A 12648-nucleotide genomic window follows, 5' to 3' on the forward strand; every position below is an offset into this window, starting at 1 on the left:
TAGCCTGGCGGAATCCTCTGGTCACGGCGAGACGACCATGGTGGAGGCTCCTGTAAAACCGCGACAGCCCATCGTGACAGGGCGGCGCCCAGCGGCGACAATAGGTCCCTTTTCGCCGATGTTCAGGTCTTGCAAGTAGTGCCCATAAGCCATCCTCCCGACGACACGCCCATCGCCATCCTCTACCGGGACGAGCACCTGGTGGCGGTGCACAAGCCGAGCGGGCTCCTGGTCCATCGCAGCCCCCTGGCCCGGGGCGAGACCCGCTTTTTGGTGCAGCAGCTGCGCGACCAGTTGGGGCAGCGGGTCTATCCGGTGCATCGCCTGGATCGCCCCACCTCCGGGGTGATGCTCTTCGCCCTGGATTCGCGCACCGCCGCCGAGCTCAATGCCGCCTTTACCGAGCAGCGGGTGAGCAAGCGCTACCTGGCGGTGGTGCGCGGCGTCGGCCCCGAAGCGGCGCGCCTCGACTATCCCCTGCGGGAGGAGGATGGCCCCCGTCCCAAGGCCGAGATGCCGGCCCAGGCGGCACTGACCGAGGTGCGCCGCCTGGATAGCGTGGAGCTGCCGGTGGCGGTGGATCGCTACCCCCGGAGCCGCTATTCGCTGATGGAGGCGCGCCCCCATAGCGGGCGCCGCCACCAGATCCGCCGGCATCTCTCCCGGCGCGGCTACCCGATCATCGGCGACGCCAAGCACGGCAAGGGGGTGCACAACCGCTTCTTCGCCGAGCGGCTGGACTGCCCCCGGCTGCTGCTGGCGGCGGTGTCGCTGGGCATCGAGCATCCCCGTCAGGACCGCTGGCTGACCGTGACGGCCCCCCTGGATGCCAGCATGACGACGCTCTTCGAGCGCTTCGGCTGGGCCGGCCACCTGCCCGGCGGCGGCGTCGCCTGGCACGACACGCCCCCGGAGGCCTCGCCCCGGCCCCAGACAGAACCCGAGTACGGTGATGCATAACGACGATTACGACCTGCGCTTCGGCGGCATCCGCCGCCTCTATGGCCGCCGCGCCAGCGACGCCTTCCGCCGCGCCCATGTGGTGGTGGTGGGCGTGGGTGGCGTGGGCAGTTGGACGGTGGAGGCCCTGGCCCGGGCCGGCATCGGCAAGCTGACCCTGATCGACCTGGACGACGTCTGCGTCTCCAACGTCAATCGCCAGCTGCACGCCCTGGACGGCACCATCGGCCGCCCCAAGGTGGAGGTGCTGGCCGAGCGCTGCCGGGCCATCGCCCCGCAGATGACGGTGGTGGCCGACAGCGCCTTCGTCACGCCGTCGAACCTCGCCGAGCGCCTGCCCGCCGATGCCGATCATGTGGTGGATGCCATCGACAGCGTGATCGCCAAGGCGGCGCTGATCGGCTGGTGCCGGCGGCGCAAGCTGCCGATCACCGTGACCGGTGCCGCCGGCGGCCAGACCGACCCCACCCGCATCCGGGTGGCGGACCTGGCACGCACCCAGCACGACCCCCTGCTCGCCAAGGTGCGCTCGCGGCTACGCCGGGACTACGGCTTCTCGCGCAATCCCAAGCGACGCTTCGACGTGGAGTGCGTCTACTCCGAAGAGCAACTGGTCTACCCCGGCGGCGATGGCGAGGTGTGCCTGCAGAAGCCCGGCGCCGGCAATGCCACCCGCCTCGACTGCGCCGAGGGCTTCGGCGCCGCCACCTTCGTCACCGGCAGCTTCGGCTTCGCCGCCGCCGCCCGGGTGATGGCGCGGCTCGCCCGCCGCGCCCAGCGCGAGGCGGAGCCGCAAACCACTCAAGAACCCCAGGAGCAGACCCCATGAGCACCGCCGTCCCGGAACCCGGTATCTACCGTCACTACAAGGGCCCCCTTTATGAAGTGATGGGCCTGGCCCGGCATAGCGAGACCGAGGAGCCGCTGGTGGTCTACCGGGCGCTCTATGGGGAGTACGGCCTCTGGGTCCGGCCCCTGGCGATGTTTACCGAGCGTGTGGTGGTCGACGGCAAGGAGCAGCCCCGCTTTGCTCTGGAGAAGGCCTTTCGGCACGGCTAATCGAACCCCGGCGATCGCGAGCCGTCGGGGCTCTCGCTATCGCTCGGTTAGCCGATCTCGCTTGCCCTACCTATGGCAGGTCATCGAGCCAGACCAGCAGTTCCGCCAGCCAGGCCTCCAACAGCCGCTGCTGGGCGGCCAGCCCCGGCAGGGGCCCCTCGGGGGTAAAGGCGGTGCTGTCTGACCAGCGCCACTGGGCCACCACCCGCTCGTCCCGATAGAGGCTGCTGCGCAGGGCGATCCGCGCCACGGGCGCCTCGCCCCGATAGTCATGCAGCCACTCCACCACCTCGATCTCCAGGCGCGGATCGCCGCCCTGCTGGATGGCCCCCACCAGGCCGCTGCGGGTCAGCTGTTCGGCCACCAGGTCGCCCAGTTGCTGGCCCAACGGCGCCCCCCAGCGCACCCGGGCATAGGGGCGACGCAGGAAATCCGCCTCGCTGTAGAGCAGGTCATGGTGATCTACGGCGGCGCCGATATGCGGCGTCTCCAGGCTGAGCCTCGCCAGTCGCTCGGCATAGCCGGCGGGCACCGCCATCGGCTCCAGGCGCAGGGGAGTCGGTGCCTGGCGATTCACCGCTCCGGCGCATCCCGCCAGCAGCAGGCAACAGAGCAACACGGACATTAGGCGTGGCATAGGTGCTCCTTGCTTGGCGATTATCGCTCGCCGGGGCCCGGCGGGTGGCGCTCGGGGCCAAACAGCAACTGGCGCGGATTGGCCTCCAGCTCCCGGGTCAGGGTCGCCAGCTCCTCCACCAGGCGATCGAAGCGGCGCAGGGTCTGGCGCGCCTGCTCGCCGGTCAGGCTAAAGCTCTCGCTGGCCCCACGGGTCAGTTGCTCCAGGGTAATGCCCAGCTCCGCCAGCACGCCGCGGGCCTCGTCGCCCAGGCCATCCAGATCGGCCAGGGCCCCGCCGGAGAAGCGTTCCAGCCGGGTACTGATCACCGCCAGGTTATCCAGGGTGGTCTGGAAGCTGGCCATGGCCTCGTCGTCCAGCAGGGCCTCGAGGCGCTCGGCGCTGCCCGCCACGCTCTCCAGCAGCCGCGCGACCGAGTCACGGTTCTCCTCCCCCAGCAGGGCCTCGATACTGGCACCGATGCCGCCCAACCGCTCGGCCATCAAGTCGACCCGATCCAGGGCCTCGCCCAGGACCTGATCGAGCTGAAAGAGCCGCGACGGTTGATAGGCGATCGCGGGAGGCGGCGCCCCTTGCGGCAGGACCGGCCCCTCGCCGCCGGAGAGCTCAACGCTGCTGCGCCCGGTCAGCAGTTGGCTGCGCAGGGTGGCCGTGGTGCCTTCGCGAAGCGGGTAATCGGGGGCGATACGCAGCAGCAATTCGATACGTTCCAGGTCGGGGCTCAGGCGAATCGCCTCCACGAAGCCGACCTCGACGCCCCGATAAGTGACGGTGGCCCGCTCGTTGAGGCCGGCCACCGACTCGCTGACCTCGACCCGATAGCGCAGGTAGTCGGACTGGTCCCGATCTCCGGCCAGCCATACCACCATGCCGACCAGCAGCAGCGAGAGCCCCAGCACGAAGCCCCCCACCAGGGCGGGATTGATGCGTGTCTGCATAACGACTCCTCAGCCCCCTCCCGCTCCACGAAAACGCGCGGCGCGGGCATTGCCGAAATAGCGAGCGATCTCCGGCTCACGACTCTCGCTCAGCTCGGCCGCCGGAGCCACCGCCAATACCCGCCCCTGGCCCAGGTAGGCGACCCGGTCGGTGACGGTGAACAGCGAATCCAGGTCATGGGTGACCAGCACCAGGGTCAGGCCCAGGGCATGACGTAGGGTATTGAGCAGGGCGTCCAGCTCGGCGGCACTGACCGGGTCGAGGCCGGCGCTGGGCTCGTCCAGCAGCAGAAGCTCCGGGTCCAGGGCCAGGGCCCGTGCGACGCCCGCTCGCTTGAGCATACCGCCGGAGAGTTCCCGGGGATAGCGCTCCGCCGCCGCCGCGGGCAACCCCACCAGGGCGACCTTGAGGCGCGCGAACTCCTCGACCAGGGCCGCCGGCAGGCCGCTGTGTTCACTCAGCGGCAGCATGACGTTCTCCAGCACCGTCAGCGAAGAGAACAGGGCCCCCTGCTGGAACATCACCCCTATCCGCCGGCGTACCGGGATCAGGGCCGCCTCGTCCATGGCACTGTCGAGCCGTTCGCCGAACAGCGCCAGCTCGCCGGCGCTGGGCGCCTTGAGCAGGGAGATCACCGACAGCAGCACCGACTTGCCACTGCCGCTGCCCCCCACCAGCCCCAAGGCCTCGCCACGGCGCACCTCCAGGTCGACGCCGCGGTGTACCTGGGTGGCACCGAAACGGGTCTCGATACCGCGCAAGCGGATCGGAACGGGAGCCTCCATGCCTACCACCCCAGTTCGTTGAAGAGGATCGAGAAGAGCGCATCCAGCACGATCACCCAGAAGATCGACTGCACCACGCTGGCGGTGGTGTTGCGGCCGATGCTTTCCGCATCGCCCCGAGCGCGCATGCCCTCGCTGCAGCCCACCAGGGCGATCACCATGCCGAAGACCACCGACTTGCCGATGCCCACCCAGAAGTGCTGGGCCGCCACCACCTCCGGGACCCGCCGGTAGAAGGTCTCGAAGCCCACCCCCAGCAAGCCGTCGGCCACCAGGATGGCCCCCACCAGGCCGGCGGCATTGGCCAGCGCGGTGAGCAGCGGCATGGCGATCACCAGCCCCAGCCATTTGGGTAGCAGCAATCGCTCCACCGGGGAGAGTCCCAGGGTCATCAGGGCATCGATCTCGCGGTTGCCGCGCATGGTGGCAAGCTCGGCGGTAAAGGCGGCGCCGGAGCGACCGGCGACGATGATGGCGGTGATCAGGGGACCGAACTCGCGGAACAGGGTCAGGGTGACCAGCTCGACGATAAAGATGTTGGCGCCGAAAAGGCGCAGCTGAATGCCCCCCTGGTAGGCCAGCACGCCGCCCAGCAGAAAAGCCAGCAGGGCAATGATGGGCACCGCCATGGCCCCGCTGGCGGTCAGCACATTGAGGGTCTCGCGCCAGCGCAGGCGGCGGGGATCACGTAGCAGAACTAGCAGCGCCAGCAGCAACTGGCCGAGGATGGTGAGCAGGGAGCGAAGGCTTGCCAGGGGAGCCAGCACCCGCTCGCCGATCCGGTGCAGCAGCCCCTGCCGGGGCAAGGCAGGCGTCGGGGCCTCGGCCACGGCCTCCTGCACCAGGGTCAATAGCGGCTGCCAGCGGGAGTCGAGCCCTTCGGGGGGGCCGCCATCGCCGAGCAGGCCAATCAGCCGCGCCCCGTTGCTATCCAGGCGTGTCAGGTCATGAGCCACCAGCCGCCAGGGCGCCCGAGGCACCAGGGCAAGCGCCTCGTCGGCCACCGCCGAGAGGCGCAGGGTGGTCCAGTCGCCCTCCAGATAAAGGCTCTGGCCCACGACCCTGAGGGCCGCTGCGGGAGACGGGGGTAATGGCGCCGACATAGCCCTCCTGGCATGACGCCGACCCACGACTCAGTCGGCGGCGTGCATCTGCTTCTGCAGGTAGTTCTCGAGCCCCACCTTGTCGATCAGGCCCAGCTCGGTCTCCAGGTGGTCGATATGCTCCTCTTCCTCGTCGAGGATATGCCGGAAGAGATCGCGGCTCACATAGTCCTTGACCTTCTCGCAGTGGGTGATGGCTTCGATCAGGTCCTTGCGGGCCTTGTGCTCCAGCTTGAGGTCGCACTCGAGCATCTCGCGGGTGTTCTCACCGATCAGCAGCTTGCCATAGTCCTGCAGGTTGGGCAGCCCCTCCAGGAAGAGGATACGCTCGATCAGGGTATCGGCGTGCTTCATCTCCTCGATGGACTCCTCGTATTCCCACTTGGCCAGGGCCTTGAGCCCCCAATCCTTGTACATCTTGGCATGCAGGTAGTACTGGTTGATGGCCACCAGCTCATTGCCGAGCACGGTATTGAGGTAGCCGATGACCTTGGCGTCGCCTTTCATGGGAATCTCCTCGATTTTTCTGGGTGCCAGGCACGACGCAACGCACCTTCGGCAGGGGACACCGAAAGTATGCGACAGAAATCAAGAATTTTCCAACAATAACAGGAAGTTACGATAGCTTCTCAGGCGCGGGAAATTGCCGATGGCGAGAGAAAATAGGAATGCGTTAGGTTCGTGAATGTCACTCAGACCGCGTAGGCGAGGTCCTGGGCGGCCATCGCCATCTCCTCGGAGATCGCCTCGCGCATGATGCCCTTGCCGGTGCCGGCGCACTTGCCACACTGGGTGGCACAACCGGTGCGCTCACGCACTTCACGCCAGCTGCGTGCGCCCTCTTCCACGGCGTCGCGGATGGCTCGGTCATTTACCCCTTTGCACAGGCAGACATACATGCTGGTGTCCTCGCGATTCATTACGAGAACAAATGTAAATGATTCGCAGAGACTATGGCAACCCCCTTGCGAATCATTAGCAATTACTTCTTTGGTAGTACCACCACCCGGGTGCCCGAGACGATATCCGACCAGCTGCGTTTCTCGGCATCGAAGAGGATCCACCAGTAGCCGAGCCCCAGGGCGGCCCAGGAGGCCAGGCCGGCCAGGAAGCGCAGCAACGCCTGGGTCAGGGTGATGCTGATTCCCTCCGGGGTCTGGATGCGCAGCCGCCAGGCCTGCATGCCCAGGGTCATGCCGCCACGCATCCAGGAGAAGGCGAAGAAGGCAAAGCTGGCCACGAACAACAGGCTGTGGAAGAACGGCGTCTCGTTGGCCTCGCCGCCGTTGAGAGCCACGGCGACAAACCCCAGCACCACCCAGAGGGCGATCACCACCAGGGTATCGTAGAGCATGGCGCCCAGGCGGCGCCCCAGCCCCGCGGGCCAGGTGCGATCCAGGTCGGGGAAACGTCGTCGTTGCATACGATCCTCGCTCAATGCGTTCGATAAAGCGCCCGGCGCCGGGTCAGCCCGAGCGGCGCAGCAGATAGAGCCCCAGGCCGGCGCACAGCAGGGTCGGCCCCAGCACCGCCCAGGCCGGCGAGAAGCCGAACAGCATGGACGCCGGCGCCAGCAGGTCCTGCAGGTACTTGAAGCCGAGGCCGGTGATCACTCCGTAGAAGACCCGGGTGCCGGCGGCCACGCTGCGCAGCGGCCCGAACACGAAGGAGGCCGCCACCAGCACCAGGGAGGCCAGGGTCAGCGGCAGCAACAGCTTCTGCCAGAAATAGAGCAGCGGCCGGGTGGCCTGGAGCCCCTGGGCCTGCTGGAAGCGGGCATAGGCCCACAGCTCGCTGGGCGCCTGACTCTCCACGTCCCGCAGCAGGCGATGCAACTGCTCGGGGGTAAAGCGGGTCTCCCAGGCCAGGGCATCGTGGTGGGCCACCCGGGTGCGTTCGTCCTCGAAACGGGTCACCGCCGCCTCTTCCAGGCGCCAGGCCTCGCCGTCCCAGACCGCCCGGGCCGCCTGGGTGGCGCTGCGCAGGGTCTCTCCCTCGAAGGCGTAGCGGGTCAGGTCGATCACGGTATCATCGGCGCGGATGGCCCCGAAGCGGTAGAAGGTGTCACCCTCCCGCTGCCAGCCGCCGCTCTGTGAGAGCAAGGCCCCCTCCCCCTGCATCTTCTCCAGCCGCCAGGCGGTGGCGAACTGTTCGCTGCGCGGGCTGACGAATTCGGCGATGCTCAGCAGCAGCAACACGATCAGCAGCACGGGTTTCATCACCCCCCAGAGGATCCGGGTCAGGGAGCGTCCCGCCGCCCGCATCACGGTCAGCTCGTTGCTGGAGGCCATGCCCCCCAGGCCGATCAGGGCGCCGATCAGCACCGCCACCGGCGCATACTGGTAGAGTCGCCAGGGCAGGCGCATCAGCAGATAGAGCAGCACCTGGAAGGCGCCATAGTCGCCCTGGACGTCTCCCAGGTCATTGATATAGGTGATCACCAGGTCCAGGCCCAGCAGCACCACCTGGACCACGACAATGGCGGCCACCACGTTGCGGGCGATATAACGGTCGAGACGATCGGCCAGCATCAACGCATCCCCCGTCGCTGGGCCTGCCACAGCAGGCCGAGGCCGATCAGCAGGTAGCCCAGGTGAATCGGCCACATGCCGATGACCACCGGCCAGACGCCCCGGGCGATGCCGTCCTGGGCCGCCAGCAGCAGGCTCAGGTAGCTGATATGCAGGAAGATCGCCGGGAGCAGCTTGGCGAAGCGCCCCTGGCGGGGGTTGACCCGGGACAGCGGCATGGCCATCAGCACCAGTACGAAGACCATCGGCGGCAGCGACAGCCGCCACTGCAGTTGGGCCCGGGCCTCGGGATCGGCGTCGTCGAGCAGCGCCGCCGTGGTGGCATACTCGGGGCTCTCCAGCTCGTGGCGCTCGACGCCGGTGGCCAGGCGTACCGCATAGGTCGCGAAGCCCAGGGCTTCCGCCTCGTGGCGGCCCGGCTCGATGCTGTAGCGGCGACCGTCCGCCAGTACCAGGAAGCGGCTGCCGGTCTCCGGGTCCACGGTCTGGTAGCCACTCTCGGCGCGGGTCACCACGCTCTCCGGGGTACCGTCCCCACGTCGTTGGCGTTCGCTGATAAAGACCCCGCGCATCTCCTGACCATCCTCGCTGAAGGTCTCGGCATAGGCGGTACGGCCACCGCCGAAGGCCTGGAAGCGCCCCGGCGCCAGGGCGGTAAAGTCGAGGCGACTGCGCTGCTCGTCCAGGCTGATGGCGGTCTTCAAGGCCCCCGCCGGAGTCAACCACAGGCTGCACAAGCCCACCAGCACCGCCACCAGGGTCGCCGGCACCAGGCTCACCTGGAGCAGCCGCACGGGGCTGATGCCACAGGCCACCAGGACGGTGATCTCGCTGTTGAGGTAGAGCTGCCCATAGGCCAGCAGCACGCCCAGGAAGAAGGCCAGGGGCAGGATCAGCTCCAGGAAGCCGGGCAAGTGGAGCAGCATCAGGTTGCCGAGGATGGCGACCGGGATCTCGCCCTCCGCCGCATCGGTGAAGTAGCGGATAAAACGACTGCCCATGATCACCAACAGCAGGACCCCGGCCACGGCGGCCATGGTCTGCAGGATCTCGCGGGTCAGGTAACGAAATAGGATCAAGAGGGTCTCCGCATCGATTGCCGTGGCGTCCTTGTCACCCCATGCATTGCGGCCACGCATTGCGTACACTGGGGGTTCGGCCGCGGCGGCCTGCCGTGCCGGCATTATCCAGAATCCCCCTTCGCTTGTCTTGTGGAGACGCCATGGAATTCCCTGTTCAGACGGCCAATCCGGCCAAGGCCGAGACGGCCTGTCTCGTGGTTCCGGTGATCAAGGACGCCGACCTGCTGCCCGCCGCCGCCAAGCTCGACGATGCCAGCGAGCGGTTGATCGGCCAGTTGATCGAGCGCGGCGACTTCTCGGCCGACCTGGGCAAGGTGCTGCTGGTTCCCTTCGCGCCCGGCCTGAATGCCGAGCGCCTGCTGCTGGTGGGCCTGGGCGAGGCCGCCAAATGCAACGAGGCCGCCCTGCGCAAGGCCCTGGATGCCGCCTTCGCCCAGCTCACCGCCCTGCCGGTGGACGACGCCGCCGTGGCCTTCACCGACGTGCCGGTGGCCGATCGCGACAGCCACTGGAAGGCCCGCATGACCGCCGAGGCGGCCCTGCGCGCCGGCTACCGCTTCAGTGACTTCAAGTCCAAGCCGGCCCCGGCACTGCGCCTCGAGCGCGTCACCCTGCTGGTCAGCGAGGCCGATGACGCCGCGGCCGCCACCGAAGGCGCACGCATCGGCGCCGCCATCGGCGAGGGCATCAATTTGACCCGCCAGCTGGGCAACCTGCCGGGCAATATCTGCACCCCCAGCTACCTGGCCGAGCAGGCCGAGCAACTGGCCGCCGCCTCCGGCGGCGCCCTGACCACCGAGATCCTCGACGAGGCCGCCCTGGAAACCCTGGGCGCCCATAGCCTGCTCTCGGTGGGCCGCGGCAGCGAGCAGCCCTCGCGGCTGATCGTCATGAAGTACCAGGGCGCCGAGGACCCGGAGGAAGCCCCCCATGTGCTGGTGGGCAAGGGCATCACCTTCGACACCGGCGGCATCTCGCTGAAGCCCGGCGAGGCCATGGACGAGATGAAGTTCGACATGTGTGGCGCCGCCAGCGTGTTCGGCACCGCCCAGGCGATCCTCGCCATCAAGCCCCGACTCAACCTGGTGTTCGTGGTCGCCGCCGCCGAGAACATGCCCGATGGTCGCGCCACCAAGCCCGGCGATATCATCAAGACCCTCAAGGGGCTCAGCGTGGAGGTGCTCAACACCGACGCCGAGGGACGCCTGGTGCTGTGTGATGCCCTCACCTACGCCGAGCGCTTCCAACCCGCCAGCGTGGTGGATATCGCCACCCTGACCGGGGCCGCCATCATCGCCCTGGGCCACCATGCCACCGGGCTGCTCTCCAACGACGACGACCTGGCCCTGGACCTGCTGGATGCCGGCGAGACCGCCTGGGACCGCGCCTGGCACCTGCCGCTGTGGGACGAGTACCAGGAGCAGCTCGACTCCAACTTCGCCGACCTGGCCAATATCGGCGGCCGCCCCGCGGGCACCATCACCGCCGCCTGCTTCCTGTCGCGCTTCGCCGATCAGTTCCCCTGGGCGCACCTGGATATCGCCGGCACCGCCTGGACCTCCGGCAAGCAGAAGGGCGCCAGTGGCCGGCCGGTGGGTCTGCTGACCCAGTACCTGCTGGACCGCGAGGTCGAGGGCCAGATCGAGGACGGCGAGGACGCCGCCTAGGTTCGGGGTTGCCAATCTCGCCGGCAACCTTTACATCTGTGACACTCGGCGGGCCTCGGCCCGCCGCCCCGTATCGCTCGAGAGACGCCGGCGCCTGATGCCGCCGGCAATTAGCGGAGACCCTTTTGCCGTGTCCACTGCAAGTTTTGCCCTGCTGCCCTCCACGACGCCCGCCGCCGACGCCGTGCGTGACAATATCCTCGCCGCCCCCGGCTTCGGCCAGTACTTCACCGACCATATGGCCCATGTGCGCTGGACCCTCGATGCCGGCTGGCACGGCCACGAGGTGCGCCCCTACGGTCCGCTGACCCTGGATCCCGCCGCGGCGGTGCTGCACTACGCCCAGGAGATCTTCGAGGGCATCAAGGCCTACCGCCACGCCGATGGCTCGGTATGGACCTTCCGCCCCGAGAAGAACGCCGAGCGCTTCCGCCGCAGCGCCCGCCGCCTGGCCCTGCCGGAGCTCTCCGACGAGGACTTCATCGGCTCGATCAAGGCGCTGCTGGCCCAGGATCACGCCTGGGTGCCGACGCCCAAGAACGCGGCCGACGAGTGCAGCCTCTACCTGCGCCCCTTCATGATCGCCAGCGAGACCTTCCTCGGCGTGCGCCCGGCCCGGGAGGTGGACTACTACGTGATCGCCTCGCCGGCGGCCGCCTACTTCAAGGGCGGCATCGAGCCGGTCTCCATCTGGCTCTCCAGCCACTACAAGCGCGCCGCCCCCGGCGGCACCGGCTTCGCCAAGTGCGGCGGCAACTACGCCGCCTCCCTGGCCGCCCAGAAGGAGGCCAGCGACCACGGCTGCGGCCAGGTGGCCTTCCTCGACGCCGTCGAGAACAAGTGGCTCGAGGAGCTGGGCGGCATGAACCTCTTCTTCGTCTACAAGGACGGGCGCATCGCCACCCCGCGGCTGACCGACACCATCCTCGAGGGCGTGACCCGCGACTCGGTGCTGACCCTGGCCAAGGACGAGGGCCTGACCCCCGAGGAGCGCCCGATCAGCATCGACGAGTGGCGCGAAGGTGCCGCCTCCGGCGAGATCACCGAGGTCTTCGCCTGCGGCACCGCCGCGGTGATCACCCCGGTGGGCGAACTGGTCACCGAGGAAGGCCCGATCCGCCTGGCCGCCCAGGGCGACAACGAGGTGGCCAAGCGCCTGCGCACCAAGCTGCTCGACCTGCAGTACGGCCGCAGCGAAGACAAGCACGGCTGGCTGACCCGCCTGGTGTAAGTCCCTGCCAATCTTGGTCTCACCGCTGTTTCCTCGAGGGACGCTGGGGCAAGCCGAAGCGCTTGCCCCAGGGTAGCCCCGAGGCCCGGCAGCACTGATGGCCAAATTCGCCATTCCGCCGACCCCCTCAGGGCTCCCATGACCCGAGTCGACTTCTATATCCTCCCCGAAACCACCCTGGACGCCCGCCTCGACTTCGCCTGCCGGCTCGCCGAGACCATCGCCGGCAAGGGCTATCGGCTGCATCTGCACTGCGAAGACGCGGCCATGGGCCAGGCCCTGGACGCGCGTCTCTGGAGCTTCCGCGACGACGCCTACCTGCCCCATGCCCTGCTGGGCAGCGCAGAGGCCGATACGGTGCCGGTGACCCTGGGCTGGGAGACGCCGCCGGACCCGGCCCGGGAGGTCCAGGCCCTGCTCAACCTGCACCCGGAGATCCCCGAGTGGTTCTCCCGCTTCGAGCGAGTCGCCGAGATCATCAATCAGCACCAGCGGGTGCTGACCACCAAGCGCGCCTGCTGGCAGACCTACAAGAAGCGCGGCTACCCGGTCACCGCCCACGACCTAAGCAAGCGCCCCGGTAATCGCTAAGGCAATCTCGCTAAGGCAATTGCTGAGGGGCGCTGGGGGCAGGCCTCCCTCCCGAGCTGACGC

15 protein-coding genes are annotated in these 12648 nt (G+C 68.3%); 6 read left to right on the forward strand and 9 right to left on the reverse strand.

Translation table 11 applies throughout. The annotated features are described in order from the left end of the window. Positions 1-138: 138 nt before the first annotated feature. From ACZ5EF_RS16980 to ACZ5EF_RS16990, 3 genes are read left to right on the forward strand one after another with little or no spacing between them, the layout of a single operon-like run. Positions 139-960 carry a pseudouridine synthase gene (locus ACZ5EF_RS16980; protein ID WP_379729104.1) on the forward strand — a complete coding sequence of 274 codons (822 nt, stop codon included), beginning with the start codon at positions 139-141 and terminating at the stop codon, positions 958-960. Beyond that, positions 953-1789 carry a tRNA cyclic N6-threonylcarbamoyladenosine(37) synthase TcdA gene (tcdA, locus tag ACZ5EF_RS16985; RefSeq protein ID WP_346061435.1) on the forward strand — a complete coding sequence of 279 codons (837 nt, stop codon included), beginning with the start codon at positions 953-955 and terminating at the stop codon, positions 1787-1789. Before ACZ5EF_RS16980 ends, tcdA begins: the two co-directional genes overlap by 8 nt. Continuing rightward, a complete protein-coding gene (locus ACZ5EF_RS16990; protein ID WP_346061434.1) occupies positions 1786-2019 on the forward strand; it encodes a DUF1653 domain-containing protein in 234 nt (77 codons plus the stop codon). Before tcdA ends, ACZ5EF_RS16990 begins: the two co-directional genes overlap by 4 nt. Before the next feature lie 70 nt (positions 2020-2089). Here ACZ5EF_RS16990 and ACZ5EF_RS16995 read toward each other — a convergent pair whose 3' ends face one another. The 9 genes from ACZ5EF_RS16995 to lptF all read right to left on the reverse strand — a co-directional run bounded on the left by ACZ5EF_RS16995 (position 2090) and on the right by lptF (position 9093). Further along, the gene (locus tag ACZ5EF_RS16995) at positions 2090-2656 is read right to left on the reverse strand and encodes an ABC-type transport auxiliary lipoprotein family protein (protein WP_346061433.1); all 567 of its coding nucleotides are present in this window, start codon (positions 2654-2656) and stop codon (positions 2090-2092) included. Positions 2657-2676: 20 nt separating this feature from the next. Next, positions 2677-3594, reverse strand: coding sequence for an MlaD family protein (locus ACZ5EF_RS17000; protein WP_346061432.1), 918 nt, complete (start codon positions 3592-3594; stop codon positions 2677-2679). Between the two features lie 9 nt (positions 3595-3603). Next, positions 3604-4380, reverse strand: coding sequence for an ABC transporter ATP-binding protein (locus ACZ5EF_RS17005; RefSeq protein WP_346061431.1), 777 nt, complete (start codon positions 4378-4380; stop codon positions 3604-3606). A gap of 2 nt (positions 4381-4382) precedes the next feature. Beyond that, positions 4383-5483, reverse strand: a complete 1101-nt coding sequence (locus tag ACZ5EF_RS17010; RefSeq protein ID WP_346061430.1) for an MlaE family ABC transporter permease — start codon at positions 5481-5483, stop codon at positions 4383-4385. 30 nt (positions 5484-5513) lie between these two features. Next, entirely contained in the window at positions 5514-5990 is a 477-nt protein-coding gene (bfr, locus tag ACZ5EF_RS17015; RefSeq protein WP_198057029.1) for a bacterioferritin, read from the reverse strand. Positions 5991-6175: 185 nt separating this feature from the next. Next, positions 6176-6382, reverse strand: a complete 207-nt coding sequence (locus tag ACZ5EF_RS17020) for a (2Fe-2S)-binding protein (protein ID WP_346061429.1) — start codon at positions 6380-6382, stop codon at positions 6176-6178. Between the two features lie 83 nt (positions 6383-6465). Next, entirely contained in the window at positions 6466-6906 is a 441-nt protein-coding gene (locus ACZ5EF_RS17025) for an RDD family protein (protein WP_346061428.1), read from the reverse strand. Between the two features lie 43 nt (positions 6907-6949). After that, positions 6950-8014, reverse strand: coding sequence for an LPS export ABC transporter permease LptG (lptG, locus tag ACZ5EF_RS17030; protein WP_346061427.1), 1065 nt, complete (start codon positions 8012-8014; stop codon positions 6950-6952). Next, positions 8014-9093, reverse strand: a complete 1080-nt coding sequence (gene lptF / locus ACZ5EF_RS17035) for an LPS export ABC transporter permease LptF (RefSeq protein ID WP_346061426.1) — start codon at positions 9091-9093, stop codon at positions 8014-8016. The genes lptG and lptF overlap by 1 nt, the downstream gene beginning before the upstream one ends. Positions 9094-9236: 143 nt before the next feature. On the opposite strand from lptF, the gene ACZ5EF_RS17040 reads away from it, so the two are divergent. The 3 genes from ACZ5EF_RS17040 (at position 9237) to ACZ5EF_RS17050 (ending at position 12585) form a co-directional block, all read left to right on the forward strand. Further along, a complete protein-coding gene (locus ACZ5EF_RS17040; protein ID WP_346061425.1) occupies positions 9237-10763 on the forward strand; it encodes a leucyl aminopeptidase in 1527 nt (508 codons plus the stop codon). A gap of 130 nt (positions 10764-10893) precedes the next feature. After that, entirely contained in the window at positions 10894-11994 is a 1101-nt protein-coding gene (locus ACZ5EF_RS17045) for a branched-chain amino acid aminotransferase (protein WP_379729098.1), read from the forward strand. A gap of 138 nt (positions 11995-12132) precedes the next feature. Next, complete coding sequence (locus tag ACZ5EF_RS17050) at positions 12133-12585, forward strand: DNA polymerase III subunit chi (RefSeq protein ID WP_346061423.1); 453 nt, start codon at positions 12133-12135, stop codon at positions 12583-12585. Positions 12586-12648: the final 63 nt, after the last annotated feature.

The sequence above is a fragment of the Bisbaumannia salifodinae genome, assembly GCF_055388505.1.